Source organism: Streptomyces sp. NPDC001480, from assembly GCF_042894725.1.
In the GTDB taxonomy this organism is placed as follows: Bacteria; Actinomycetota; Actinomycetes; order Streptomycetales; family Streptomycetaceae; genus Streptomyces.
This window is the reverse complement of sequence record NZ_JBIAVX010000046.1, coordinates 1-26,331: the sequence shown is the minus strand read 5'-3', so window position 1 is coordinate 26,331 and position 26,331 is coordinate 1. Positions and strand designations below refer to the sequence as shown.

Annotated in this window: 19 protein-coding genes; 9 read left to right on the top strand and 10 right to left on the bottom strand. The window is 68.0% G+C overall.

From position 1 onward, the window contains the following. Positions 1 to 829: 829 nt before the first annotated feature. Positions 830 to 1,054, top strand: coding sequence for a hypothetical protein (locus ACFY01_RS45825; RefSeq protein ID WP_390741730.1), 225 nt, complete (start codon positions 830 to 832; stop codon positions 1,052 to 1,054). A gap of 218 nt (positions 1,055 to 1,272) precedes the next feature. Here the strand turns inward: ACFY01_RS45825 and ACFY01_RS45820 are convergent, their stop codons facing one another. The 3 genes from ACFY01_RS45820 to ACFY01_RS45810 form a co-directional block, all read right to left on the bottom strand. Beyond that, complete coding sequence (locus tag ACFY01_RS45820; RefSeq protein ID WP_390741729.1) at positions 1,273 to 2,520, bottom strand: DUF6236 family protein; 1,248 nt, start codon at positions 2,518 to 2,520, stop codon at positions 1,273 to 1,275. 137 nt (positions 2,521 to 2,657) lie between these two features. Then, positions 2,658 to 3,563, bottom strand: a complete 906-nt coding sequence (locus ACFY01_RS45815) for an IS3 family transposase (protein WP_390741728.1) — start codon at positions 3,561 to 3,563, stop codon at positions 2,658 to 2,660. Positions 3,564 to 3,565: 2 nt separating this feature from the next. Next, a complete protein-coding gene (locus ACFY01_RS45810) occupies positions 3,566 to 3,853 on the bottom strand; it encodes a transposase (RefSeq protein ID WP_390741727.1) in 288 nt (95 codons plus the stop codon). Between the two features lie 374 nt (positions 3,854 to 4,227). On the opposite strand from ACFY01_RS45810, the gene ACFY01_RS45805 reads away from it, so the two are divergent. Further along, positions 4,228 to 5,628 carry a hypothetical protein gene (locus tag ACFY01_RS45805; RefSeq protein ID WP_390741726.1) on the top strand — a complete coding sequence of 467 codons (1,401 nt, stop codon included), beginning with the start codon at positions 4,228 to 4,230 and terminating at the stop codon, positions 5,626 to 5,628. Positions 5,629 to 5,801: 173 nt separating this feature from the next. On the opposite strand, the gene ACFY01_RS45800 is transcribed toward ACFY01_RS45805, so the two are convergent. Beyond that, positions 5,802 to 7,889, bottom strand: a complete 2,088-nt coding sequence (locus ACFY01_RS45800; protein WP_390741725.1) for a DNA methyltransferase — start codon at positions 7,887 to 7,889, stop codon at positions 5,802 to 5,804. A 203-nt stretch (positions 7,890 to 8,092) separates the two neighbouring features. Between ACFY01_RS45800 and ACFY01_RS45795 the strand changes: the two genes are divergently transcribed. Genes ACFY01_RS45795 through ACFY01_RS45780 form a run of 4 tightly spaced genes read left to right on the top strand, consistent with a single transcriptional unit; the run spans position 8,093 to position 16,923 of the window. Beyond that, on the top strand, positions 8,093 to 10,504 hold the full coding sequence (locus tag ACFY01_RS45795; RefSeq protein ID WP_390741724.1) for a hypothetical protein: 2,412 nt from the start codon (positions 8,093 to 8,095) through the stop codon (positions 10,502 to 10,504). Continuing rightward, positions 10,501 to 14,064, top strand: coding sequence for a helicase-related protein (locus tag ACFY01_RS45790; RefSeq protein ID WP_390741723.1), 3,564 nt, complete (start codon positions 10,501 to 10,503; stop codon positions 14,062 to 14,064). The genes ACFY01_RS45795 and ACFY01_RS45790 overlap by 4 nt, the downstream gene beginning before the upstream one ends. Continuing rightward, the gene (locus ACFY01_RS45785) at positions 14,048 to 15,862 is read left to right on the top strand and encodes a hypothetical protein (RefSeq protein WP_390741722.1); all 1,815 of its coding nucleotides are present in this window, start codon (positions 14,048 to 14,050) and stop codon (positions 15,860 to 15,862) included. Before ACFY01_RS45790 ends, ACFY01_RS45785 begins: the two co-directional genes overlap by 17 nt. Continuing rightward, positions 15,859 to 16,923: a phospholipase D-like domain-containing protein gene (locus ACFY01_RS45780; RefSeq protein ID WP_390741721.1), complete on the top strand. Its 1,065-nt coding sequence runs from the start codon at positions 15,859 to 15,861 to the stop codon at positions 16,921 to 16,923. Before ACFY01_RS45785 ends, ACFY01_RS45780 begins: the two co-directional genes overlap by 4 nt. A gap of 318 nt (positions 16,924 to 17,241) precedes the next feature. Here ACFY01_RS45780 and ACFY01_RS45775 read toward each other — a convergent pair whose 3' ends face one another. Together ACFY01_RS45775 and ACFY01_RS45770 are read right to left on the bottom strand one after the other, a co-directional pair. Next, positions 17,242 to 17,436, bottom strand: coding sequence for a hypothetical protein (locus ACFY01_RS45775; protein WP_390741720.1), 195 nt, complete (start codon positions 17,434 to 17,436; stop codon positions 17,242 to 17,244). 99 nt (positions 17,437 to 17,535) lie between these two features. Continuing rightward, on the bottom strand, positions 17,536 to 18,237 hold the full coding sequence (locus tag ACFY01_RS45770; protein WP_390741719.1) for a hypothetical protein: 702 nt from the start codon (positions 18,235 to 18,237) through the stop codon (positions 17,536 to 17,538). A gap of 512 nt (positions 18,238 to 18,749) precedes the next feature. On the opposite strand from ACFY01_RS45770, the gene ACFY01_RS45765 reads away from it, so the two are divergent. Together ACFY01_RS45765 and ACFY01_RS45760 are read left to right on the top strand one after the other, a co-directional pair. Further along, positions 18,750 to 18,941, top strand: a complete 192-nt coding sequence (locus ACFY01_RS45765; RefSeq protein ID WP_390741718.1) for a hypothetical protein — start codon at positions 18,750 to 18,752, stop codon at positions 18,939 to 18,941. 14 nt (positions 18,942 to 18,955) lie between these two features. Further along, complete coding sequence (locus ACFY01_RS45760) at positions 18,956 to 19,228, top strand: hypothetical protein (RefSeq protein ID WP_390741717.1); 273 nt, start codon at positions 18,956 to 18,958, stop codon at positions 19,226 to 19,228. 24 nt (positions 19,229 to 19,252) lie between these two features. Here ACFY01_RS45760 and ACFY01_RS45755 read toward each other — a convergent pair whose 3' ends face one another. Next, complete coding sequence (locus ACFY01_RS45755; protein WP_390741716.1) at positions 19,253 to 19,840, bottom strand: transposase; 588 nt, start codon at positions 19,838 to 19,840, stop codon at positions 19,253 to 19,255. 693 nt (positions 19,841 to 20,533) lie between these two features. Here ACFY01_RS45755 and ACFY01_RS45750 point away from each other — a divergent pair. After that, a complete protein-coding gene (locus tag ACFY01_RS45750; protein WP_390741715.1) occupies positions 20,534 to 23,203 on the top strand; it encodes a hypothetical protein in 2,670 nt (889 codons plus the stop codon). A 465-nt stretch (positions 23,204 to 23,668) separates the two neighbouring features. Here the strand turns inward: ACFY01_RS45750 and ACFY01_RS45745 are convergent, their stop codons facing one another. The 3 genes from ACFY01_RS45745 to ACFY01_RS45735 all read right to left on the bottom strand — a co-directional run bounded on the left by ACFY01_RS45745 (position 23,669) and on the right by ACFY01_RS45735 (position 25,925). Continuing rightward, positions 23,669 to 23,824: a hypothetical protein gene (locus ACFY01_RS45745; protein WP_390741714.1), complete on the bottom strand. Its 156-nt coding sequence runs from the start codon at positions 23,822 to 23,824 to the stop codon at positions 23,669 to 23,671. Between the two features lie 529 nt (positions 23,825 to 24,353). Next, positions 24,354 to 24,866: a replication-relaxation family protein gene (locus tag ACFY01_RS45740; protein WP_390741713.1), complete on the bottom strand. Its 513-nt coding sequence runs from the start codon at positions 24,864 to 24,866 to the stop codon at positions 24,354 to 24,356. 468 nt (positions 24,867 to 25,334) lie between these two features. Next, the gene (locus ACFY01_RS45735; protein WP_390741712.1) at positions 25,335 to 25,925 is read right to left on the bottom strand and encodes a replication-relaxation family protein; all 591 of its coding nucleotides are present in this window, start codon (positions 25,923 to 25,925) and stop codon (positions 25,335 to 25,337) included. Positions 25,926 to 26,331 lie beyond the last annotated feature (406 nt).

Below are 26,331 nucleotides of genomic sequence, written 5' to 3'. Positions count from 1 at the left end.
CGGACTGTTGCCGCCGGGGAGTGACGCCGACAGGCAGGCCGGACAGCCGGGATGACCGGCGCCGACCACCCGCGATCGCAGGGCCGAGGACCGCCGGACGCAGCCGCCGACCAGTGGAACCGTGCCGCCGGCTACGTCTGGAGGCTACATGATCGACGCGCCGCGGACCGGCGCCGTGATCCGGTTCGACCCTGCGGAACGTTGACGCGAAAGAGGGGTGTGTAGGTGACTTCGGTCACGACCTGGAGGATGCGGTGGTCGCCTAGTTGTCATCTCGGCGGCCGACCGGAACTGCTCTGAGCTGCGCGAATACTGACTGTCGATGCTCGGGACGGAGCGCAACAACCACGCTACAGAACCGCCGGAAAAGTGTTCCCCCCGCTCGAGCCTGACGGGCTGCCGGGCCCCCTGAAGGCAGACGGGTGCTCCTGTCGGCTCCACCAAGACTGCGTACGCTTCTGCTCTGACCAACAGCGCGGTGAAACAAGGACATCCGGGCCGAGATCGACGCCGGTTGCGGTTGCCAAGACTCACCACCCGCGCCAACGGGACGTTGTCGGTCACCACGTAGTCCGATGCCCGTTCCCCGACACCAGGAGGCCAAAAAACAGTGACCCCCCGCGCCAACGGGGGGCCACCTACGTAGTCCGACAGCCCGCCACCCGACTCGTGCTCCTGCCAGAAGCCGACATCAAGATTGGATCGAAGCCATCAGCGCTGGAATCGAGACTAAGGGGCTGCACGCCCTGAAGTCACACAGGGGGACTCCATTGCGTCTCTTCCCCCACAAGATGCTCTCTGCCGTCGCTCCCTTCGGCGGTGGCCGGTGATGCTCACGCTCCTCGTCGGCATCGCGTTCGGCGGAGCCGCGGTCTACGTGGCCTACCGAGACCAGAAGTTGGGGGCAGCCATAGTGGTAGGCCTCACCGTGGTGACTGTCTTCTTGCTCCTCATAGAGAAGGACCCATCCGCGGCCACACCGCAGACGGTGGCCCCGTCGACACCCATGACGACGCCGACGCCCCCCGTGCAGTCGGGACCGTCCGCTCCGTAGGAGGCCCTGCCCGCATCTGCCCTCGCAATGCAGAGGATGCTCGCGGCATGGAGCTGACATCGCCCAGGAGCACGGCCCGCGCCGGTCTTCCTCACGGCATGACTCAAGAGGCAAGCAGAATCGCCACCCGCCGCTACGACTGCATCCCATTACGAGGTCCGGCGGTGCGTGCAAGGTAGGCGGAAAGGAGGAGGAGGTGGTCCGGTGTGCCTGGTGGGTCAGGCGAGCGAAGTGATCTTCCGCAGGAGGGAACGGGGTTGGAGGCCACGTTGCACCGAGAGTAGATAGGCGGCAGGATTCCCGGCTTTCAGGTCTTTGACCTGCTGCTTGTGCGTGTGGCGGGCGTTTACGACGGCGAGCGCCGCACCAACCGCCGCACCCGCCATAGGCTGACCGAGGAAGCCGCCGACGACCGCAGGGCTGAAGGCGCTCACCAGGGAGGGCATTTCGAACTTCACGTTGGCCAGGCCGTACACCGTGCCGATGCCTTGCGCTTTCATCGCGTCACGCAAAGCCCTCAAAGGAGCATCGAAGCGCTGCTCGACCGCCATCTGCACGTAGCTCTCGCGCGCCACCGCCAGCGTCACCCCGGCCAGTTCCTGTCGCAGTTCGTCCACGGTCTGGGACACGACGGCGTTGAACGCGGCGAACTCGTCGCGGTGATTCTCCCGCAGCTTGACGATCTTCTCGACCGGTACGTTGCCCAGTCCCGCCGGCACAGCCAAACGGACGGCCAACAGTCCGACCGCGTCGGCGATGTCGTCCGGCTGGGCACTCACTGCCGTGCCCGTGGTGCCGAGCAGGGTCTCGGCAACCCGGTCGGCATCCCAGCCGGCCGACGCCAGGTGCGCGTCGGGCTGGTCCGTCGTGGGCGTGAACCGGCCCTGGCGGGCGAGTACTTCGACGAACGCACACTTGTAGACCCAGGCGAGCCCGGCATTCATCGCCATCCAGCGACCGTTCGCGAGGGAGCGTCGCCCCTGAAGCCCAGAACTGCGCCGCACGTCGGTTGCCAACCCGGAGTCTACGAGTGCCGCTCGCAGTTCGGGGGTGAACTCCTCCCAGTAGGCGGCTGCGACGCCTGGGCGTGTCGGTCCCGTGCCGTGCGTGTGCCTCGACCCGTGCCCGAACGAGGGCGGAGCCACTGGATCGAAGGGATTTCTCGCACGGCTGTCCCAGTCGTCCCACGCAGGCGACACACCGTATCCCGCTGTATGTAAGGCCTCCGCGTGACGGGTGAGGACTTCGAGGAACATCGGTGCCACCTGTCGAGCGGGCTCCGCTGGATCCACCGGCCTGATGAAGCCGAGTTCCTCGCGCAGTACCCGGGCGGTCCGCGAGTCAGACAACCGATAGCCGTCCGGCACGACTCGCGCCAGTTCTCGCCAATAGAGCGCGGCCGTCTTCAGCCATCGCTCGTCGCGGAAGTGGATGAACGGGTAGTACAGACCGATGTGTGGCAGCATGACGACTCCTGATCAACGACCGCCCCCTCAGCAGTCCCGCCAGGGAACCGTAGTGGACCGAGGCACCCGCGGCACGCCGGCCGGAGTGACGCCCGGAGGCAGAGGAGTGTCAATCCCCTCCGAACGTGGAGACCTTCCTATGCAGCCAGCTCTTCGGTGAGGCCGGCCCAGTAGTCGTGTTCGTAGTCGATCGGGCTCTTGAATCCGCACACGCTGTGTAGCCGGCGCGCGTTGTAGAAGTCCGTGATCCAGGTCGCGATTCGGATCCGCGCCTCGGCACGGGTGGCGAAGGTGTGCCGGTGGACGTACTCGACCTTCAGGACGCTGTTGAACGCCTCGCTGACGGCGTTGTCGAAGCATGATCCGACCCGGCCCATGGATGGAAAGACGCCCAGCCTGCGGCAGGCCCGCCTGAACCTGCGGGAGCCGTACTCGCTCCCGCGATCACTATGAAAAGTGACGCCGCGCACGTCGCCGCCCCGGGTGGCCGCGGCCATGTTGAGAGCGGCGACGACCAGCTCGGCGTCGTGGCGTTCTCCCATCGCATAGCCGAGCAGTCGCCGGGAGAAGAGGTCGATGACCGTGGCCAGATACAGCTTGCCCTCCCCGGTCTCGATCTCCGTCATGTTCCCGCACCAGACCAGGTCGGGCGCCTCGGCAGTGAAGTCCCGCTTCACGAAGTCCGGGCTCGCCGGCCGTTTCCCTGGCCGGGTCAGCCCCCGTCGACGGCGGACCTTGCGGGCGACCAGGCCGAGTTCGGCCATGAGCTTGGCGATGGTGTTCACCGACACCCGCCAGCCCTGCCGCACCAGCGTGATCCAGACCTTCGGGGACCCGTAGGTGCCGCCCGACTTGGCGAACTCCGCCTTCACCGCCTCCACCAGCTGCTGACGACGGACCTCACGGCTGGTGGGCCGGCGGTTGCGGTGCTTATAGAACCACGACTCGCTCACGCCCAGAGCACGGCAGGAGACGCGGTGCGGGATGCCGTGCAGGGTCCTCTGGTCGCCGATCGCCCCGACGACGGACGCCGGGTCCGCCACGGCTACTTCACCCACAGGACCATGCAGCGTTTGAGGACATCACGCTCCATCGCCAGTTCCTTGTTGTCCCGTTTGAGCTGCGCATTCTCCCGCCGCAGCCGCTCCAGCTCGTCATTCCCGCCGCCCGGCGCGGTGCCCGCGCGGCGGGCCCGCGACACCCAGCTGGCCAGCGTGGTCTCGTTGATCCCCAGATCCTTCGCGACCTCGGCGATGGTCTTGCCGGTCTCGGTCACGATCCGTACAGCCCCCTCACGGAACTCCGCGTCGAACTTGCGCCGCTTCTCTGCCATGACTCCCAACTTCCCCTGCAGCCACGGTCTTCACGCTACGAGGGGAGGGACAGGAGCGATCAGAGCCCGTGTACCAGTGGACTGGCCACCCGACAGCCTCGGCTGGCACACCCATCGCTACAGACCGTTCCTCGATCGCCTCACCCTTCGGCTTCGGGCTTCGTACCGTGCACGAGCACGACGAAGTCGTCGGCGTACCGCACCAGTCCCATCATTGCCCTTCGCAAAGCCGAGGGCTGAGGGCCGCAGGGCGCAGGTCATCGCCGGTACCGCGCCAGGCCCGCCAACGTAGGAACGGCCGCTCAGACCGAGAGCGGTGGCCTGATTGATGGTTGAGTCTCGCGGGCGGTGAAGGTGCGCTATTTTCGTGCCGTATGGAAGACACCGCCCCACTGCGTCAGGCCGTCCTCGCCTGGCTCGAACAGGCACGGGACCTGCCCTCGATACCCCAGGCGATCACCGATGTAGCACTGTCGACGCAGCCGGAGTTCGATGCTGTGATCAACGCGGTGGTGGGCGCCGCGCCGAAATCCGAACACCGCGACCTGTACGGCAAGGCCGATGGTGACTGGGCGCCCCGATGGTCCACGCTCCTGGGCGGATCTGGACTGGGGGACGCGACCCGTCTGGTTGCCCAGGGGGCGACGGTGCCGGTGGAAGAGGTTGCGGACAGCTTCGTCGCCTTCTGCACGGCGCCCGCGCCGGCAGTGGAGGACTGGCTGCTGCTGACCGGCGACCTCCCCGAGGGGACACGGATCCCGCTGGGCCGGTACACCCTGCAGACCTTTACCGCCGACGAACTGAGGCAGTTGGGCCCGATGGCCGCCCTCCACGGCCTTCAGCCGGGCGGGCTCGACCTCCGTCTCCTGGCCGGCGCACCGTTCGTCCACGCCCCCGATCCGGACCGTACATCGGACCGCAGCGGCGTACCCTGGTTCGATTTCAGCGGCCCGCGGCCGGAAGCCCGGCACTGGAGGGCGCTGCTGCCGCTGATCCTGTGGAGCCCCGAGCTCCTCCATGTCGACGCGGTGTTCGACGTCGAGCGCGGCCGCGAGTTCGGGCTGCACCCAAACCACGTGCCCACCACCCTCCAGATCTACGAGGACCACGACGGCGGGTACGAGGAAGTCGAAGTCCGCGAGACTGGCAGCTTCCACGTCACCTGGGAACAACTCCCGCGCCTGCAAGCCTTCTGCGCCGCCGTGACCGCAAAGATCGACGCCGTGATGGACGGCGCCACCAGCAGTCGAAGGTTGCCCAGGAGGCGCGCCCTGCGCCTGGAGCGCGCGGCCCGGCACCTGCTGCAGGCCCACCAGCGCACCCACAGCGACTATGGCGTGTGGGAGCAGGAGGCCGACGAGCTGCACCTGGACTACGTCATCGCGCTGGAAGCCTTGATGGCCAGTCCCGACGACAAGCATGAGGGCGTCAGCGAGAGGATCCGGTCCCGCGCAGCCGCCCTGTTCCTCACCCCGTCCCTGCGCCAGCAGGTCGAGACAATCGTGCAGGACGCGTACAGCGCGCGCTCCAAGTACGTGCATGGGGACGTCCTCAAGGCCCAGGACGAGAGCGAGAAGCTGGCCGCCCTGCGTGACCTCAGACTAATCGTGCGGCAGGTTGTTCTGCGCTGGCTCGTCCTCTCCCCCTGCGACACTGAAGATCTTGCACCCCTCCTCGACGCCGCTGCCGCCGGCACTGGCCGCGAACGCGCCGTCGACGAACCCCTGGGCGCCTTCTTCCGTGCAACGCCGCCGCAGGACCGCCTCCGACCCTGAGCCGGACCACGGTGGCGGCCGTGAGCAGTGCGACGCGGCGCCATCGTGGTCCGGCTGGCGACTGGCAGCAGTGCGAGGGCGGGGCAGTCGCCGGTGGGCGGTCCGCGTGTTGGGGCCGTACCCGGTTCCCCCGCTGGCCCAGGCCAGGCTGGCTGCCACAGGCCCCCGAGGAGTCAGGTGGTGTTGAATTCCGCTACCGCCGCTGTGGCTCGTTGGTCTGCTTCTGCTTGCAGGGTTTCCCAGTCGGCGGTTGCCTGGCGTGTTCCTGCTGCGAGGACTGCGGCGCGTACTGCGGTGCGGACGTCGCCGGGGCCCACCCGCAGTCCGGCTTCCCTGAGGCTCTGGATTTCCGACAGCGCCTGCGCGGCGGCCTTGTCGAGGTCGGGGGCTGCCTCGACCGGCGTGTCCGCGGCGTCTCGGCACAGCACGATGACGTCGATGCGGTTGGGCTCCGCCGCTGCGGTCTTGGAGAGGCTGGTGGCCACTTCGGCGATCATGGCGCGGATGGCGGTGACGGTGAAGCCCGCGTCGGACAGCGACCGCATCAGAGCGCACCAGCCCGTGGTCTGCGACTGGTGGAAGCTGAACAGGAGGCAGCCGCCGGGTTTGAGGACGCGCCGGCATTCGCGCCAGACGCGGGCTGCGGTGGCTTGGAATCCATCAGGGGCGGCGTTCTGTACTTCTTGGACGGCCCGGGTGCTGGGTATGTCCGGGTAGCCCTGGTAGGGGCGCATGGTGTTGAGCCACGCGTGGAAGAAGTCGGCCAGTTCCGAGTAGTGGACGTTGTCGACGTAGGGGGGGTCGGTGACGATGAGGTCCACGCTGTTGTCGGGAAGATCCGTTTGCGAGGCATCGCCGGTGGTGGTGTAGGCCGTCGCGGGATTCCGCACGAACTCCTGCCACGTCGTGCTCAGGGGGCGGGCGACGGGCAGCGAGGACTGGTCAACGGCGAGGATCCGGCTGGCCTCGGCCCTGAAGTCCAGCGGGGCGCTCTTGTACTGGGCCGCTTTGTGTAGCCGGGTGAGCACCCCGGAGAACCCGGCTGATCCCCCCTGGGCGCCCCAGGGGTCTCCTTCGACGCTGCACCGCTCCGGTCGCAGTACGTGGTTGTGGAAGACCGAGCGGACCGGGCCGGTGCCTTCTCCTTTGTAGGAGCAGAAGAGGTTGTGGTGTTCGACGGTTCTGCCGAACGATGCGATGAGCGCCTCGCGTTCCGCGGACGCCTCGGGGAGATCGCGCAGTGCCGCGCCGATCAGCCCGAGGCTGTAAAGCTGGCGCTCGTTGAAGAACCGCTCCCAGGAGTCGTACCCCCAGCGCAGCGCCTGGATGGTGCTGACGCCTTCCTCCAGCGCGCCGAGCGGGCGTACGAGCTCATCAGGGGATGTGTCGGCGAGGGACTTCGCCGCCTCGTCGTACAGGCAGAGGTCGAAGTCGTCGATCGCCCGGTACTCACGCCTGCCGTCGGCGCGCAGCACCAGCTTCGCGTACATGCGCCGCTCCGGGACGGCGCCGTTCAGCGCGGCGATGACAGGGGTGCGGTGTCCGAGACGGCATGTCATGAATCGTCCGCGGGCGGCCCCGTGGAACGAGAAGGTCATGCCGCAGGCGGGGCAGTGCCCCCTCTCGTCCTTGCTCAAGTCGGTGACGCAGATGCCTCGGCAGCCCGGACATATTGCATGGGCGCGGGGGTGTCTGCGCGGGTATGCGTGGCGTGCGAATACCCGGGTGGTGAAGAGCTCCACGTCCTCGCCGCACTCCGGGCAGTGCGCGAGGGCCACCCAGAAGTAGTGCAGGACCGGTTCGTTGGAGACGGTGCGGTGCAGTTCCTGGACGGGGCGGGCGCATTTCCTGACGACCTGCCCGAAGAGGTCTGCGAGCACCTCGAGATCCCATGGTTGCAGCGCCTGCCGTTGGGTGAGCGTCGCGACGGGGTTGATGTCGCGGCCGATGGCGGCGGCCCCGAGTTTGGCCGCTTCGACAAGGGTGGTGCCCGATCCGGCGAAGGGATCGTAGACGACGAGCCCCCGCAGCCTGGCCGAGGCGTCCGTGATGGAGTCGTCCGGCCCGGACACGGCAGCCAACAGTAAGTGGCGTGCGACGCTGCCCAGGCGCCTCGCCCACCACTTGTGTACGTAGGTCGCGGGCCGGTGCACTTCCTTGCGCCATGACTCGTGTTCGGCGATCCGGCTCCACTCCACGGGCGCCGGGCCGGCCTCGAGAAGTGAGACCGGAGGGAGGCCCGCTCCTGACTTCTCGTTCATGTGTATGCCCCCGGTGGTCCGAACCCGGACTCACCGCCCTCGGATTGGGCAGGAGCAGGTGACGGCCTGTCAATGTGCGTTACTGTAACGGCAGGTAGTGGGGGGATACCAGGTGGGTGATGGCGCGCGTGACATATTTGGACTGTCTCGTCCCTCCCGACGCAGGCCCGGCGGACTTCTTCGAGCGCGTGCAGGCCCTTCGCATGACGGACCGCGGCCGCACCGTCGATCTCGGCCCGCTGGACCGTGCCACCCTGACCCTGCTGTCCCGCGCATTGTCGAGTGATCAACGCAGCGTGTACCTGGGCCTCCCGCGCGGGCGGCACGACCTGGCCGTGCTGATCGGGATCTACCTCCAGCTCATACGGCTCGGGGCAGAGCTGACCGGCGGATCGCCCTGCCCGGTCCCTGACGGACCGGTGGTCGTCGTCGGACTGCGCACCAACGTCACCGTACGGCTGGCACAGCTCGCGATCGGTAGGCAGAACCTCTCGCGAGCCTTGCGCATGCAGAGAATCCGCGGTGATGGCCGGGTCGTGGACCTCCAAGGAAAGATCACGAGGGCTGTCGACTCGCCCTCGGGACTGTTCTACCTCAACACCGCACTGGGCAGGCCCTCGCTGGGGACCAGCGTCGGCACCGTCGTCATCGACCGCACCAGCATGGCCAACGACCAGTCCTGGGAGCGCGCGTTGGCCTGGGCGAGCGAGCACGACGCCGCTCGCGTCGTGGCCGTGGCCGACCTGGGCACCCAACCGGGCAGCAGCCGGGCCTGGACGCAATGGCCGTGGACTCCCGCGCTGCGCACCGACGTGCGGCACACCCTCGGGTACCGCCCCGCATACGGCCCCCTGACCAGTAACGCCCTCCTCGCCCACCGCCCGGCAGCCGCACCAAGCGCGGCGGTATACCGCCACGAGCAGCTCGCCGAGCTGTACCGGACGGTCGTGGCGGGTGTGGTCGCAGCACGGCGTGTCCACACGTCGGAGCCCTGGCCGCAGCCGATCGCCGACGCCGTGCGTCTGCTCAACCTGCTGTGGTGCAGCTGGGGTTCGATCGGAAGGCAAGACGCCTGGCAGGTACTGATGGGGCGCGGCAGCGGCGCACGGGCGCTGGCCCGGTCGGTGTCCCGCGGGACATTGGAGGGGCGGGCCGGGCCGTGGGGGCTGTTCCGCGAGACCCAATGGCCCGACCTTCGGCGCGGCGTGCTGGACCTGTATGAACTGCTGTACGACGACAACCCGCGCCGGGACCTGCTGCTTGCGCTGACCGCGTGGGCACGGGCCGACCGGGCAGGCGTCCCCGTCATCGTCCGCACCCGCTCTCGCTCCGCCGCTGCCGCTGTCGCCGACGAGCTGGCCGACACACTCGGCGGCGATGCTGACTCCCTGCTGCTGGCCCCCCGGCCCGGGCCCGCCGCCGACAGGGGAGCCGGCGCGCTGCACGTGATGCCCTATACGGAACGCCTGGCCTGGGACGCCTCGCCGAGGCTCGAGCTTCACCTCGGTGTCCCCTCGACCTCACGCACCGGCGTGCTGTTCTCCGGTGCTGCCGATGAACACGTCGCCGTGGTGGAGCAGAGCGAATACACCTGGCTGGAGCGTTCGGCCGGCCGTGCGCTGCACGGTTGGCACGAGCAGATACGCCAGAGCGCCGCGGTGCTGAGGCTGGGCGAGGTACCAGAGCCGGCGACGCCTCCGCTCCCCGTCGCATACGGCCCCGTCGACCTCTCCGGACCATACTCCGCACCAGACGATTTACCCCAGCGCGACAGCCGGCTCACGCTCGACCTCTCGGCACTCTTCGAGGACTACGACGCCCCGGCCAGGGCCATCGGCACCCCGGCGGACCCCGGCCGCAGCGCCACAGCGGTGACGGCGGACGACCCGACGCCGGCCACGGCCGTGCTCACCGAACCCGACGGGGCAGTGCTCTGGCTGCGCAGCGACGAGCAGGTCGACGTCCTCATCGGTCAGCGCTACGCCAGGGTGCCCGTGACCGCTCTCACCCCCGGCAGCCGGCTACTGCGCGCACGCGGTGACGGGCAGTCCAGGCTCCACGACCGGCTCGTCATGGTGATCCACGACAGCGCCGAAGTGACCGCCATGGACACGGTGATCGGCTTCTTCCGCCAGGCCATCACCACCGTGCATGAGCAACGAGGGTCGTGGCCAAACGTGCTCACGGCCCTGAAGAACCTCGGGAGCGAGGTCTCGTCCTGGCAGGCGGTGAGCAGATGGGCCGACGGCAGCGTCATCGCCCCGGAGGACCCGCAAGACATCCACCGGGTTGCCCTGCTGGCCCGGGACACCCGGCTGACCGCAGGAGGCACCTGGCAGCGCCTGGCCCGCATGGCTGAGGAACTACGCCGCTTACACCGGGCGCTGGGCCACACCGCGGCGGCGGCGATGACCGAGGCCGCACGGGGCACGGAAGGCCCTGCGCTGCGCCAGCTGAAGACACTGTGCTCTGGGATCGACGTCTCGGAGGTCCTCGAGGAGTTTGACCTGGTCGTCGTCCGTCGCGTCGGCGGCCAGAAGAGCGTGTCCGCGGCCGCCCTGGGCCGCGTGCCAGGTCCTCGCAGCGCAAGCAGCTCACCACAGGAGGCGCCGTGAACGATGCCCGCAACAACAATCCGCTGGCGCCGCACTCCGACAGCGCTGCGGACAACCAGCGGGAGACGGTGCTGATCGACCACCTGACGCGGGTCCTCGCCGACAGACTCGCCGACCGCAGCGGCGCCCCGCACAAACCCCCATGGACACCACGCGACCACGTGGTCGTCGGAGTGCTGCCCGCCGTCGCGGTCCCCCCGCAACAACCCCCGATCCCAGGCGACGTAGCGACCGACCCGAGCCGCCGGCCCGTCGAATCCCTGCGCGGCACACAGACGCCGCCGGTCCTGGCACTCGACTTCCGGGTGCGCACTGCCCCCGGCCGCAGGACCGCCCAACTCGCCGTCCACTGCCGATTCGCCCTGTACTTGGAGGACATCGCCAGCTACGCCGAGCACATGGAGTACCTGCGCGGCAACGAAGACGCCTCCGGCGCACAGACCCGGCCGGGAGAGCTGCTGGGCGTCTGGCGCCGCCACGACGTTCACGTGCCCGACCTGGTGATCGAAGTGCCGCTCGGGGATGACGACGCCGATCCGCACGCGCTCAGCGAGGCCCAGCAGCTACTGGACCAGGCGATCGGCCGCGCGGTGGACACGCACTTCGCCCGCCCCGAGGCCCGTCGCCCGCTCACCGCGGGACCGCAGAGCCGCCAGGGGCGGCGCAGGCGCAACGTGCTCCCCGCGGAGGCCATGGCCGACGAGGATGCCTTCCACCGCCACGTCGTGGCACTGCTGGACCGCGACACGGCTCCCTGCGCACCCCAGCTGGTGCTGTCCGCGAACGCCCAAGCCCTCGATGGCGGCGACCACCTCATACGCGTCTCCCTGCACAACCAAAGCGACACGGCGCAGAGCGACTGGCAGGACCTCTCTGTGTACGACTGCCGCTTCGCGGTCCTCCCCGGAGACGGCATCAGCATCGTGCCCCAGCGCTTCCACCTCGCCCCACGCGACTACCGGCTGGAGGAGCTGGCGGAGGTGATCGGTCGCGGCACCGGCTGCGCAGCAGTTCCCCACGGCACCGGCCTGCGGACCGAGACCCTGCCCGTCCACGTCCAACGCACCGTCGTGCCCCGCCAAGCCGGGGTGCGACACCCGCAGTGGCGTGAGCTCGCTGACGACCCGGCCCCGATCCTGGACTCCGTCGAGGTCGCGATGGCCCGCTACTCTCGGGAGTTCGCCGCCGCCTGCCGTGCCGCCCAGCAGCTGCCGCACCACAAGGCCATCGAAGCCGACCGCGCCCAGTTCGACGACGAGGCCAGGCGGTTCGGCCTCGGCCGCGAGTGCCTGGACCTGGATCCGGACCTCAAACTCGCCTTCCGACTCGCCAACGAGGTCTTCGCCCGAGTCAACGACGGCCGACCGTACGACAGTTGGCGGCTCTTCCAACTGGTCTACATCGTCTCCCACCTGCCGGCCCTCGCCGTGCGCGAGCACCCGCAGCGGGCGGACCTGCGCGCTGAACTCGACCACACCGACGTGCTGTGGTTCCCCGCGGGCGGGGGGAAGACCGAGGCGTACCTGGGGCTGATCCTCACGGCCCTGTTCTACGACCGGCTACGAGGCAAGCACGCAGGGGTCACCGCCTGGCTGCGCTTCCCGCTGCGCATGCTCAGCGTGCAGCAACTCGACCGCACCCTGCGCATGCTGATCGCCGCAGAGGATCTCCGCGTCGAACGCAGGATCGGATCCCCCCACGACGACCCATTCGCACTCGGCTACCTCGCCGGCGGGACGGGCAGCCCCAACGACCTCCACTGGGAGCGGGGCTGGTGGCGCGGCTGGGAGACCGAGGCCGCCGCCACCCGGGCGGGGACCTTCGCCGAAGACCACCTACGTGACCGGCTCGTGATCACCTGCCCCTACTGCGAGGGCGACAGCGTACGGCTGCGCCTGGACACCGACGCGGTCCGCCTGCATCACGAATGCGCCGCCTGCCAGCGGATCCTGCCCCTGCACGTGAGCGACGTCGAGGTCTACCGCACCCTGCCGGCGATCGTCATCTCCACCGTCGACAAACTCACCGGGCACAGCTGGTTCCCCGAATTCACCGCCTTCCAGCACGGACCGAAGCACCGCTGCGCCGAGCACGGCTACTTCTCCTTCCCTCGCTTCGGAACCTGCTCGGCCGGGCCGGACCACTGCACCGCGCCGAAGGGCGGCTACCCGGCGGCCCGCCCGGTTAAGGACCCAGTACCGGCCCTGACGGTTCAGGATGAGATGCACCTCCTCAAGGAGGAGCTCGGCGCGTTCAACGCGCACTACGAAGGCATGATCGCCGAACTCCAGTCAGGAGCAGGCAGCGGCCTGCCCAGCAAAGTACTGGGCGCCTCCGCCACCATCGAGCAGTACCAGGACCAGCTCCGCCAGCTCTACGGCCGCCGCCCCCGTGCCTTCCCCGCACCGGGATGGACACTCGGAGAGAGCTTCTACACCACGACCCGACCCGACTTCCGGCGCGTTCACATCGGAGTGCTCCCGCACAAGCGCCGCAAAGCCGACGTCACCGCGATCGTGCAAGGCGAGCTCCTCACCGAGATCGCCCGGCTCCAGGAGGAGCCCAAGGCCCTGCGCGAGCGCCTCGCCCTGCACGGGCTGCCCGACTCGGACCTCCAACGACTCCTCTTCCCCTACGAGGTCTCCTTGGCCTATGTGAACAGCAAGCAGCACGGCACCCAGCTCGACGAGGAGCTCGGCCAGCTCTCCGACGACCTGCAGCACGCCGGACTCGACCGCGTCGAGCACGCGGTGCTCACCGGCGAAGTCCCGGTCCCCGACCTCGCTGCGGCCATCGCCCGGGTCCAACGCGAGCACCTGGACACCCCGCGAGGAGAGCGGCTGCGCGCCCTGGTCGGCACCAGCGTGCTCAGCCACGGGGTGGACCTCGAGCGCCTCAACCTCCTAATCCTGGCCGGCATGCCGCCGACCGCCGCCGACTACATCCAGGTCACTGCCCGGGCCGGGCGAACCCACGCCGGCCTCGTCGTCACCGTCTACGACCCCGTCTCGCGCCGCGAACGTTCTATGTTCTCCAACTTCCTGAGCTACCACCGCCTGCTCGACCGCATGGTCACCCCCGTGCCCGTCAACAAGTACGCCTACTTCGCAGCCCGACGCACCCTGCCCGGCATCGTGCTGGCGCTGCTCCACGACGCCGCCCGCGACCCCGCGCTGAAGCCACCACCGGAAGGAGCCGACTACTCCAAAGACTTCAAGCGCTGGTGGAGCGCCCAACGACCACTCCTCGACCCCTGGCTGGAACGACGTATCCCAGCCTGCTACCGCGAGCGCGTCCAGGGCGTCAACGGGCGCGGACTGGAGGACGACCTCGTTGCGCGGATCATGGACACGTGGCGGCAGGAGGAACGCCCCAACCTCAACAAGGGCGCAGAGGAAAAGCGCACCGCCTACCTGTTCCTCCAACAGCCGCTCACCAGCTTCCGCGACATCGACAAAAGCACATCGTTCCAGTCACTGACCAGCAGCCAGGACGCCTTCAAAGCGCTCGTCACCAACACCGCCGACAACAAGGGGGGCGAGGATGCACCGCAGCCGTAGCCAGGCCATGACCGCCTTCCTGCCCGGTGCCGTCTTCCGTCACGAACAGCGGCTGCGAGGCAGGGTCCAGGCAGTCGACGGGGACGTGGTCAAAAAGCTCAACGAAGACGTCATCTACGACGAGATCTCCCGCTACCTGGAGCGCTGGAGCGAAGACGCCAGAGCCGCCCTGCCGGTGCCGCAGGGCCGACTGCGGCAGAACTTCGTCCTGGTCAGCCCCGACCTCGTCCGCTTCGAGGTTTTCCCGCTCGTCCTCGAATGCGTCCGCCGCTCCTGCCGCCGCGTGCGTACCTACGTGAAGGCCCAGCAACTCGCCGCCGACCCCCGGTGCCGCACCTGCGGCGCACCGCTGCGGCAGCTCCCGTACTTCAACGCGCACAACTGCGGACGCATCCGCCCCATGTACGTGCCCAAGTGCCCTGTTCCCGCGCACGGCTACGACCACATCGTGTTCGAGAACACGGGAAGCTTCGTCACCGCCCTGTGGCGCTGCGTCGGCCCAGGCTGCGGCGGCGCGAAGCTCCAGGGCACCTCGCAGTCCCCCTGCGGCTGCGAATGGAAGGACGCAGCCGGCCGCTCCATGATGCGGGCAAGGACGTTCAACGACACCCGCGCCTACCAGGTCCACGCCCTCCAGCTCGTCAACATCGACAACTCCGAGTTCCGGCAGTACCAGCGCCACCCCCACTGCGGCCGGATCGCGGCCGCCCACTACCTGAACCTGATCGACTCCCTGGCCCAGGGCCTCGGCGACGCCTCCCAGAACGTCACCGTGCCGCGCCTGTCCCCGCAGGAATGGCAGCAGAGAGAACAGCAACTGCGCCAGATTCACATGGGGGAGGAGGCGATCGAGCAGCTCCGCAGAATGATGGGCCCCGAGGAGAGCGGCCTCGCTGCTCTGCCCAGTACGAACGCCGACAACGCGCGGTGGGAACTGCTCGGTGCAGACCGCCCCTTCGTGGAACGCGCAGCGGTCTTCGACCCGGCCCAGATCCAGCGCATCACCCTCGACGACCAGTGTGCACGCTTCGCCGAGCTCCAGGACCGGCTGGCCCAGCAGACCACAGAACGCGCCCGCGAGCAGGCCCGCACCCTAGGGATCGCAGAGATCGCGGTCACCTGGGAGTTCCCCGTAGCCCGAGTCGCTTTCGGCTACACCAGAGAAGAGCACGAGCCCGAGCGGAGCGTCCTGACCGGCTTCCACAACAAGCACCACCACGACGGAAAGTATCCGGTCTACGTCGCAGCATCGGACACCGAAGCCCTCCTGGTCACCTTCTCCGCATGTTCCGTCCTGTCGTTCCTGAACGCCAAAGGAATCACCGCCGGGGTGGCCGAAGACGAATCGGCGGCCCGCCAGCGGCTACTGGAACTGTTCACGGACCAGGACGACCCGGAAGCCGCCCGCGCGGCAGCAACCGTACACACGGTCATCCACACCCTCGGCCACCTCCTGCTTCGGTCCCTGGACGACGGCCAAGTAGGACTGGCCGAGAACACGCTCGCCGAATGGGTCGTCACGAAGGCGCTCACCGTCGCCATCTACGCCGACAACGTCCGTGAATTCACCCTCGGATCACTGTGGACCCTTCTCAGCAACCGCGTGCTCAGCTGGCTGGAGAGCACCGCCGACTCGGTCCTCAGCTGCGAGAACGACCCGCTGTGCCATCAGTCCTCGCCACGCTGCTGCGAACGCTGCGTCTACCTCACCTTCGGCTGCCGACTTTTCAACGACGACCTCGACCGGGGCCTCGCCGCAGAGTTCCTCCGCCACACCGCCGCCTCAAGCCACACATGACCGACGAACTGCGACCGCTCGTCCCGCTCGCCCAGCTACTGGAGCGCCTCGCGGGCAGTTACGCGGCAGCCGCCGAATGGACACGGGAGATCGCCAGAGCCGACACCCTTGACGCCCTCCGCGTGCACGGGGTCGCAGACGATCACGCTACCGCCGTACGCCAGCTCGCCGCCGAGTGCGGCCTACTGGGCTCAGGCCGGCACGCAAGGCTCGTCCCTGCACGCCTCTCCCAACTCCAGGTGCTCCTGGACGTCCTGGACGGACTTGATCCACCGCCCCCAGCACCACCGTCCGAGCGCCCCCTGGTGTTCACCACCCCGCGAGCCGCCGCCCACCTGGTAGCGCCCCCCGTCCGACGCCTGGACCTGCTAGTCCAGGACGTCATCGCCGGAGCCAACAGTGAACTCCACATCGGCGGCCCCTTCTGGAACCGCCGCGGCTGCGACCTACTGCGCGAGGTTCTGCTGCCCGCCGTCGCCGAGCGTCAGGTCGCCGTCCACTTCTACGCCCACGACCCGAGCAGCCGGGCCCAACCCCTGAACGACCTCGTCAAAGACTGCGCCGACTACGGAAGAACGTCCTTGTACTGGTGGACCGCGGCCAACCCCGGCATCATGCACGCCAAGTTTGTGGTCGCCGACCGCGCCACCGGCTACTTCGGCAGCGCGAACCTATCCTCCCTCGGTCTTCAAGAGCACTTCGAGATCGGCATGGAACTGGGAAGCACCCAGGCATCCTCACTGGTGGACTTGTGTACCCGGCTACGCCAGGAAGGCTTCTTCACCCAGGTCACCGAGGGGCCGGGACGCGCACCGGACCCGCTCGTCCTCGTGGAGACCGCCGACGGGAAACGTCGCTTCGGCCAGTTGCGATCCTGGCACACCACTAAGGACGGCCGCCGTGAAGCGGACGTGCTGTGCCGCCTCTCGGACGACGCTCCGCGGCCAGCCAGAGTCCGCGTCGATGAGAGCGGCATCCGGCTCTTTCCCGGCGTCGACTACACCAACGTGCCGGCAGACGGCGTCCGTGCAGGCGACGGCGAAACCGGATCCACCGGTTAGTTCGTGTGGCCGGAACACTGCCCCACACACGCCGCCGCCCCGGCGTCGCCGACTGGGGGCCCTCGCGGCCGCCGTCGCCCGGCACGCCGACGAGGTCATGGGAACCCCCGTGCACCCGGAGGCGCACCACCGCGGCTTCTCTGAGGGCCAGACCGTGGTTGCGTGACATGTTCTGTCGTCGGTGCTGCTCAGCGTGGTGTGGCCGAGCTTAACCATCGCAACAGGTGTGGTGCTATCGCCGAATCGAGTGATCGCTCAGAGACAGCACTCAGTCGGCACCCGCTCGACAACCTGCAGGTGCCGACTGGCCAGGGGCGGTTACTTCCGGCGGTTCCATCTGTTGAAGATGCGCACGCACATGTAGGCGACGGCGGCGAGCGTCGCAGCACCTGCGTGCCCCACTGAAACCAAGATCACTCCGGTGAACAACACCGCGAGGAAAAGCGCGACATTCATCCACTCATTGCGGCCGGGCTGCGGCTGACCGGGATAGGGGATGGGATAATGGTTCATGGGACGTCCTTCCGGGGCGTTCTTGAGCAGGTGCCGCTGTCTCTGGCCGAGGGGCGGCATGTTGCGGAGGGATCGTGCCGCACTCTGCGGCACGATCTTTCAACTCTTAGGGAGCGCGGTCCGCTCCAGGAGAAGGTCCAGCTTTGCTTCGAGTGCGACCAGCCGGTGCTCCAATCCGTCTTGATCGGCGAGCGCCTCACTCACCGTCGCATGCCTCCGGTGCTCTGGTTGCCGGGGTGCCCAGATCGCGTTCGGCTGTTCCTCAAGGGCCCGTGCCTTGCGAGCGACGGCCTCGGCGGCCTCGACGTCTCCAATGTCCCTCAGCCGTTCTGACAGGAGAGTCAGGCTGCTTGATCGTTGTGAGACGTTTGGAATCGACTCGGCGAGGGCTTCAGCTTGGGCGAAATCGCCTTGCTCGGTGCGCATGATCACCAGGTCGGTCAGCGCTGTGAAGTCTCCAGCGTCAACGGCGTGCCGATAGAGGCGCTCAGCTTCTTCATGGTCGCCGGCGTTCCGCCGCATGTCGGCAAGTGCCGTCAGGGCTCCGGGGTCTCCGACCTCGGCGGCTTGCCGATAGAGGCGCTCAGCTGCAGCGTGGTCACCGGCGTCCCGCCGCGTGCCAGCCAGGGCCATGAGGGCTCCGGTGTCTCCTGCTTCACCGGCTTGACGAAGGAGCCGCTCAGCCTTTTCATCCTGCCCGATGACTTCGGAGAGGGCTCGGTGGCGCTCATGCCGGGCTTCCGCCTCGATGACCGCCCAGAGGAGTCCAAGGTTCGTCGCTGTAGCTGCGGGCGACTCCATCTCGCCACCAGCCTTCGCGAGCTCAGTGTGCCTCTCAACGGCTTCGGCGAATCGACCATGGGCGGCCGTGCGAGTGATGCCCAGGGCGTCACCGATGGCTGTCCACGAGGCTCCCTGAGCCTTTTCGGCGGCAATGGCGGCGGTAAGGGTGAGGGGTATGGAGGCGCGGCGCGGCCGTTCGTAGCCTTGTAGATGGGGCCTCCGCGGAATCGGACCCGGCTGCGTTCAAGATTCTTTGCTGGTCCGCCCCCGTCTCGGGACCGAGAGGCGTAGGCACACGCCTCGTCCTCCTAGGGAGGTTCCCGTGTCCGACTGCACCCCTTCCCCGGACGCCCGAGCGCGGCGGCGCCAGGAGCTCAGCCGCATCTGGGGCGTTTCGGAGACGCAGATGCGGGATGTCGAGCACTCGGGCGAGCTCCGCTTTGGGCACGACGTCTTCCACTTCAGTGACCGGCCTTTCGCCGTGACCACAGACGGTTACGGGTACTCGCCCGGGTACTCACTCGATCCAAGTGCCATCACGCCGGCCCGCCGAGGACTGGTACGTCGAACTGTCGGCTTCGGTGAGCATCGACGAGGTGTTCACCGGCTCGCTGAAGCCCGATGTACGCGCGATCCATCGGCAACTGGTGCCGGTGTGGAGGCACAAGGTGGACGGTTCGCGAGTGCGGATGCTGGAGGCGCGCTGGGGGCGGGTGGTCTGACGCTGCTGGATGTGATGCCCGGCAGCCTGCGGATGGAGGACCTGGTCTTCGAGACGGCCTTCGAAGACCCGCGTGTCGATGCTGTGCTGCGGGGTCTGACGGAGAACGAGCGGCGGGTGGCGATGGCTTGGGCTCACCCTTCTACGGCCAGCTGGACCGAGGCGGCCCGGTTCGCCGGCGTGAGCGATCCGGAGGCGTTCGGTGAACGGGTCCGCCGCAAGCTGAAGCGGCTCGGCACCGAGTACACCCGCCGGCGCGCCTCGGCCGGTCATGCAACGAAAATTTGAGTAGGCACAGCATGTCCGACAACGTCACCTCTCCGAAGGCCCAGGAGCGTGAACCGCACCAAATACGCTCCGCGCAGGACGTCCGTGATCTCCATGCGAATGGAGAACCGCCCGACATCCCGAATCTCCTGCCCGAGCTTCATGTGGCGGAGGCATCACATCGCACCACTCGTGCCAGCGGAGAAAGCGGCGCCGGCAGGCCAGGAAGGGCCCCAGAGCCGGGGGGAGACGCGACCATGCCTGCCCGGTGCAGGCGACGTGGACGATGGCTTCCAGGATCTGCCGGTCGCAGCGGGGACAGCCATACGGCGGTGTGCCGTAGGCGTACTGCCCTTCTCGCTTTTGATGCGGCGGCCGCGGCGGAGCTTGGCCACGGTCATGCCGCGGTCCAACTGGGCGAAGACCCGCTGGACACCAGTCATCCAGGGCGCAGCCGTCGGTCGGCTGGCGGGGCAGCTCGAGGACCAGGACGTGATCCGTTCTGCGGCCCGCCGTCCTTGTAGCGCCGAGCAGTGGGACCGCCGTTCTGGCGTGATCCGCAACTTGCCACCAGCGGCTCGCTCGTGCGGCGATGCTGCTCACATGGTGCCCGTGCCGCGCCGGATACGACATCGGCCCCCAGCACCTACCCACAAGATCGTGTTACGAGTCTTAGGCTGGTCTGGGTGGTCCTGCCGACCTTCCTTCGGCAGGACCACCGTCGTTCCTCAGGATCAGTGACTTCGACGAACAGGGCCGCCTGTTCTTCAGGCTGTTATAGGCGCAGTTCCTCGGCGGCTTCCTCGCCGGATCGGACCCGGCCGCCTTCGTAACCCTAGCCGTTAAAGATCATCAGATGCCCTCCTACATCTATGGGCGCAGGTGTTCTAGCAGAGGAATGATCGAAGCCGCCCCGCTGATGCTGAGTAGCCAGGAGAGCAGAACGAGAGAGATGGACAGGTGCAAGTGCCGACCTGCCCTGAGTTCAAGACCCTGCCGGCCGAGGGTCAGATTCCACGTTGGCGGCTCATTGCTGTGTTCGGGCATGGACTTATCTCCTGTGCGACCTCGACCGGGTCGAGGGAGGCGATGGTTCGGTATGCCCATTGGAGACAGCGTCGCGGTACCGGGACCAGCAATCAGCAAGGACTCGTTCAACCTCGAATCTTGCAGCTCAAGTGCCGAACATAGATCGCTTCGACCGAACGGTTCCTCGATCCGGAGCCGTTCGGCATAGTTCGCTGAACCTCGTGAAAATTCGAGACCTGGCTTCTAGCCTTGTTGTCACATCAGCGGGAGAGGGGCCTGACTGTGTCTGGTGCCGGTGTGCCGGATCCCGGCGACGACGCCCTCATCGAAGCTGCTGAGCGAGCCAAGCTAGAGTTCGTTCACGCGCTCATGGCTCTCTATGTGGATTGCGGAGCTCCACGGCTTCGTAGCCTGGCCGACAAGGCGCGTACGCAAGGCCGCGTCACGCTTGCAGTCTCGTCGTTGTCAGAGGTGCTTCAGGGAAAGCGGCTTCCAAGCAGCGACTTCACGGGCGAATTCGTCAGACAGCTTGATGGAGATCTTGGTCTCTCAGAGGCTGTAAGACGTTCGTGGAAGACCGCTTGGCTGGCCGAGAAACAGGCGAAAGCGGCGAAATCCCGTCGTCGAGCCTTGGCCGCCGACGCGCTCAACCAAGCACAAGAAGCTCTAGCCGAAGCGGAGGGAATCCGTGCCGCGGCGTCCGCTGCGGTACGCCACCTGGATCAGGAGCTGGCCGAGCGCCGGCAGACCGTCGAGTCGCACGTCAACGAGAACGTGGCCTGGGCGGAGCAGCTGCGCGCCCGTACCGAGTCCCAGGCGCGCCGGCTGCTCGACGAGTCCCGTGCCGAGGCCGAGCAGGCCCTGGCCGCCGCCCGTGCGGAGGCCGAGCGGGTCGCGAGCGAGGCCAGGCAGCGGCTGCAGAGCGAGGCCGAGGAGGCCCGCGCAGAGGCGGACCAGCTGCTGCGCCGGGCGCGTGCGGACGCCGAGCGGCTGCTGAACGCCGCGTCCACGCAGGCCCAGGAGGCCGCCGACCACGCCGAGCAGCTGCGCAGCTCCTCCGCCACCGAGTCGGACTCCGCCCGTCGTCAGGCGCAGGAGCTGAGCCGGGCCGCCGAGCAGCGCATGGCGGAGGCCGAGGAGGCGCTGCGCAAGGCGCAGGCCGAGGCGGACAAGCTGGTGAGCGCGACCCAGCTGTCCAAGGCGGCCAAGACGGCCGAGGACGTCCTCAACAGGGCGCAGGAGGACGCGAAGAACACCACCAAGGCTGCCGCCGAGGAGGCCGAGCGGATCCGCTCCGAGGCCGAGGCCGAGGCGGACCGGCTGCGCGCCGAGGCGCACGACCTGGCCGAGCAGCTCAAGGGCGCGGCCAAGGACGACACCAAGGAGTACCGCGCCAAGACGGTCGAGCTGCAGGAGGAGGCGCGCCGGCTGCGCGGCGAGGCCGAGCAGCTGCGCGCCGACGCGGTCGCCGAGGGCGAGAAGATCCGCGCGGAGGCCAGCAAGGAGGCCGTCCAGCAGATCGAGGAGGCGGCCAAGACCGCCGAGGAGCTGCTGGCGAAGGCCAGGGCGCACGCCGACGAGCTGCGGCAACAGGCTGAGGCTGAGGCCGAGCGGCTGCGCAACGAGGCCGCGTCGGACGCGTCCGCGTCCCGGGCCGAGGGCGAGGCCGTCGCCGTACGCCTGCGGTCCGAGGCGGCCGTGGAGGCGGAGCGGCTGAGGTTGGAGGCGCAGGCCGAGGCCGTGCGGCTGGTCGAGGAGGCCGACCGACGCGCGAACGAGATGGTGTCGGGCGCCGAGCAGCACGCCCAGCAGGTACGGGACTCGGTGGCCGGGCTGCATGAGCAGGCCCAGGAGGAGATCACCGGGCTGCGCTCCGCCGCCGAGCAAGCGGCGGACCGTACCCGGCGCGAGGCACAGGAGGAGGCGCAGGCCGAGGCCGTGCGGCTGGTCGAGGAGGCCGACCGACGCGCGAACGAGATGGTGTCGGGCGCCGAGCAGCACGCCCAGCAGGTACGGGACTCGGTGGCCGGGCTGCATGAGCAGGCCCAGGAGGAGATCACCGGGCTGCGCTCCGCCGCCGAGCAAGCGGCGGACCGTACCCGGCGCGAGGCACAGGAGGAGGCGGAGCGACAGCTCATCGAAGCCACCAGGTTAGCTGAGCAGATGCTGAGTCTGGCCGCGAACGACGCTCAGCAGCCAATCCTCGAGATGCCGTTGGCCGACAGAGGGAAGGCCAATTGCAGCAGCACGAGACGGCAGCAGTCAGAAGTCCTTCGACCACTGCTGGTTTGGCCAATGCCCGACACCAACACGCAGCGGGCGCTGAGCAATCGTGGTTACGAACTCGTCGCTGTGCGATCACGCGATGAGTTGGCTACTCGGCTCTCCACTTCCCCGGCCGCGCTATTCGTGGACCCCCTGACCGGTCCAATCACCCGTACGAATCTGCAATCGATGCGGCAGGCAGCACTAGCCGTCCAAGTGCCGGTAATGGTGACGGCGGGTCTCGGGCAATCGGGGCGCGAGGCGGCCTACGGCGCTGACCCCGCCGTGCTCATCAAGGCACTGGCGCCTCGTGAAAGTGAGCGGCACCAGCCACGCGTGTTGCTCCTTGAAGAACAAAACGAGATCTCGGAAGCCCTGACTGTTTCTCTGGAGCGGCGCGGGATGCAAGTGGCGAAGGTCGGCAACGCCGATGAGGCGGAATCTATCGCTAAACAGTTGCGGCCAAATCTCGTCTTGGCGAACCTGCTCGAAGTGCGGCGCCAGGCTGCCGTCGTCGATTGGCTTAGGGACGACGCCCTGCCCAATCGATCTCCACTCGTCGTTTACACCACTGACGCTGATCAAATGAATATGTCGCAGCTAGCCTCTGGCACGGATGTGCTTTTCCTCGCGGAACGCTCGACAAGCAGTGACTCGGTGAGCGGGATTATTGCAGTGCTGGAAAGGCTGGTTCCCCCGTGATGCTCCTGCCATTCACGGCTTCATGGCCGAAGAGGAGGTGGTTCCTCCACCATGTATCGGGCGTCAGCGGCACCTCGTTGCGCCTCCTCGCCGACCACATAGCCTACAGGGGGCTTGTGCCAGCCCGCTGGTGGAGGCTGGATCCTGCTCTCCTGCCCACCGGCGCCCTTCGGACACCTCGGTAGCGTGGGCCCGAAGCCACAGGGTTTAAGGAGCAGGCATTCACGGGCGCAGGAGGATGTTGAAATCACCCGACGTGGTGATCAGCTGAGCAGAGGCTAGTTACCAGACGCTAAGCCGTTCGACCCCGATCTGCTGGTCGTAGTAGTCGTCGAGCTCCTCAAACAATGCGGTCTCCGCGTAGGTGTTCACAACCGAGTTGGCCATGATGCTCCGGGCTCTCCCATCCAACTCCTCACCGTTGTAGTAGGTGTGTCCTGAGGACTGGTCTTCCCGTCGGTGCTTTTATTCCCACTGTTCCCAGGCAGGGTGCGCGGCCGTCAGTAGATTGGAGAGGAAGAAGACCGCCACCAGCAGCATGTTGCGTCTGGTGAACGCGCTGAAGCGTTCTGTCGTGGAGTTTTTGCTCTCTGCAGGCGGTGATGGCTCATCCGTGGTCATGGTCGGCTCCCCGGCCGCAAGATCTCCGACGTTGAGTGGGGTAATTGGGGCATTGCCGAGTATTGCTGGCAGGTGTACGCGATGCCGCTGACCCTGGCCACCTCAACCGATGTACTCACCCAGCGATGAAGCCGTCTGGCTTACCTGAACCGGTTGCCTCGATCCTCAGCCACATGGCGACCAGCGAGGCAGAGCGCTCTCTTGGATCGCGGCCCGTTTTGTCTGCTTCCTATCCGTGGGTACGACCTCTCACACGAGGTGTCTGCGGAGGCGGCGTACGCAACGGCATGAAGACCGGTGCACACCCCGCGGCCCGGTCTGCGCAATGAGCTGCGCAGTCGCGTACGTGGTCATTGCGCAGACCCGGCTTGCAGGCCTGCCCGAACAGCACATCGGCGTGGGCAGTGTGCAGGTTGCGCAACCAATCCGCTTTGCTGGCATCGGCGGTGCGCAATGGTCGGCCCATTGCCGTTCACGGGCCCGGGCGGTGAGAGTCGTGGGCGGGGGTATTGCGCAGGACCGTGCGCGGCTAGGGGTGGCGCGAGTGCGTCCAGCTGACTCTCTGGTCGGGGTCCTGGACGGGGCGCCACACGGGCGCTGAGGGTCCGTTGTGCAGCAGGTCGGTCAACGGGGCCGCGAGGATGGGCACCTGGTGCACGAAGCCGGGCTGCGCCAGGTCGCGGGCAGCGGCCCGCAGGGCTCGGATCCGGTTGTCGACGCCGGCCGGACCGGTGCCGTCCAGGACGAACAACAGCCGCGGGAAGATGGGGTAGCGCCGCCGCCAGTCCTCCCATGTCGGCTCCTGGTTGAAGTCCGGTCGGGGACGTCCGACCGTCACGGGTACGTACGCGTACAGACGGGCGTAGGCGGTGATCTTTGCGGCCAGGCGTTCCGGGCCCATCGTGGCCCGGTCGACTTCCACGAACGCCCGCAGCATGGACCAGTCATCGTCCTTATGGCCGCTGCGGTAGAAGAGCACGGCGTCCGGGATGACAGCCTCACCGCCCCCGAGCGGGTGGTAGACCTCCGGGATCCAGTCCAAAGGCCGGCACACCTCACCGCGGCGGCGCGCGTCCTGCAGGAAGCCAGCCCGGTCTCCGTCACGACAAGGGAGTGGCCCGCCCGCAGTCTGGCGGCCGTGCGATCCGCCAGCAGCCGCGACGGCCGCCAGTCCCGCAGCTCCGGCCACTCCGCGGCGACTTCTGCCCCGTACTGGGTGGCGAACCACGCCCGCGTCCGGCCGGCGCGCGGCAGCGTGATGCGGTCGACCAGGCCCTCATCCCGCAGCTTGGCCAACCGCCGTCGGGTCTGCTCGATCCGCACCCCGGCGCGATCACCAGGCATCTGCTCCGTGGTCGCCTGTGAGTTGGGGGTGTGGTGGCGGTGGTTGGGTGTCTTTGGTGGGTGACAGCTTTCTGGCCTGGTAGAGCGTGGTGTCTCGTTTCCTGGTGGCTGTCGTGGGGTGACCACGTGGGTGTCATTTGCCGGTAGCACGGGGACTGGGTGGCTGTCATGGGGGTGGGAGTTCCTGTGTGTGCGGTGACGGGGCTGGGGTGGGCTGGCGTGTATGGCTGGTCGGCTCGGGCGTGGTGTTGTCGACGAAGGCCCGCAGCATGGATCCGCCGTCGTCGCAGGTGCGGTAGTAGAGCAGGGCGTCGGGGATGACGGCTTCGCCGTTGCCGAGGGGGTGGTGGACCTCGGGGATCCAGTCCAGTGGTCGGCACTCGTCATCACGGCGGCGGGCGTCCTGCAGGAAGGCAAGCCCGGTCTCCGTCACGGTCAGCGCATGCCCGGCCCGCAGCCGGGCCGCGGTGCGGTCCGCGATCAGCCGCGGCGGCCGCCGCTCCCGCAGCTCGGGCCACTCCAAGGCGACATCCACGCCGAACTGCGTGGCGAACCACACCCGCGTGCGACCGGCCTGCGGCAGCGTGACGCGGTCGACGAGCCCCTCGCCACGCAGCTTGGCCAGCCGACGGCGCGTCTGCTCGATCCGCACCCCCGGCGCGAGCACCAGATGCATCTGTTCCGTCGTCGCCATCCGGTACTGCGCCAGCACCGCCAGCGCCACCCGGTCCCCACCGCCCACGTCCACGTTCAGCATCCCCACTGCTGCCCTTCGAGTACGGTGCAGCGCCGCTCTTGTCCGGCCGCTGCGCGTACTTCCCAGGCCAGCAACCGGCCCCGACCAGAGGACCGACCACGAAGGCCCGACCAGCGTCACGATGCGATAACCCCGCCCCCGACCACGCCAGCAACCCCACCGGGGACCCCGTCGACAACCCCGCCGACAACTGTCCGCACCCATCCGGGACCTGACGGCGTATCCGCAGGTCACCACGCCTTTCAGCCGTGGTCGGGTTGCCCGACATCCCCCTCTGCACCCAGACAACAACCCCACCCAAGAAGGAAGAGGAAAAGGTGCCCCTATGGTTTTCGTCAAGCGGTGGCCGGGGTGGGCGGCTGGTAGAAGGTTCCGTCTCGGAGCATGGCGAAGAGGACGTCGATGC

Coding starts and splice junctions, on each gene's coding strand:
- ACFY01_RS45825 (WP_390741730.1), top strand. CDS start 830: ATGCTCACGCTCCTCGTCGGCATCGCGTTCGGCGGAGCCGCGGTCTAC.
- ACFY01_RS45820 (WP_390741729.1), bottom strand. CDS start 2,520: ATGCTGCCACACATCGGTCTGTACTACCCGTTCATCCACTTCCGCGAC.
- ACFY01_RS45810 (WP_390741727.1), bottom strand. CDS start 3,853: ATGGCAGAGAAGCGGCGCAAGTTCGACGCGGAGTTCCGTGAGGGGGCT.
- ACFY01_RS45805 (WP_390741726.1), top strand. CDS start 4,228: ATGGAAGACACCGCCCCACTGCGTCAGGCCGTCCTCGCCTGGCTCGAA.
- ACFY01_RS45800 (WP_390741725.1), bottom strand. CDS start 7,889: ATGAACGAGAAGTCAGGAGCGGGCCTCCCTCCGGTCTCACTTCTCGAG.
- ACFY01_RS45795 (WP_390741724.1), top strand. CDS start 8,093: ATGACGGACCGCGGCCGCACCGTCGATCTCGGCCCGCTGGACCGTGCC.
- ACFY01_RS45785 (WP_390741722.1), top strand. CDS start 14,048: ATGCACCGCAGCCGTAGCCAGGCCATGACCGCCTTCCTGCCCGGTGCC.
- ACFY01_RS45780 (WP_390741721.1), top strand. CDS start 15,859: ATGACCGACGAACTGCGACCGCTCGTCCCGCTCGCCCAGCTACTGGAG.
- ACFY01_RS45775 (WP_390741720.1), bottom strand. CDS start 17,436: ATGAACCATTATCCCATCCCCTATCCCGGTCAGCCGCAGCCCGGCCGC.
- ACFY01_RS45770 (WP_390741719.1), bottom strand. CDS start 18,237: ATGGAGTCGCCCGCAGCTACAGCGACGAACCTTGGACTCCTCTGGGCG.
- ACFY01_RS45760 (WP_390741717.1), top strand. CDS start 18,956: ATGCCCGGCAGCCTGCGGATGGAGGACCTGGTCTTCGAGACGGCCTTC.
- ACFY01_RS45755 (WP_390741716.1), bottom strand. CDS start 19,840: ATGTCGTATCCGGCGCGGCACGGGCACCATGTGAGCAGCATCGCCGCA.
- ACFY01_RS45745 (WP_390741714.1), bottom strand. CDS start 23,824: ATGACCACGGATGAGCCATCACCGCCTGCAGAGAGCAAAAACTCCACG.
- ACFY01_RS45735 (WP_390741712.1), bottom strand. CDS start 25,925: ATGCTGAACGTGGACGTGGGCGGTGGGGACCGGGTGGCGCTGGCGGTG.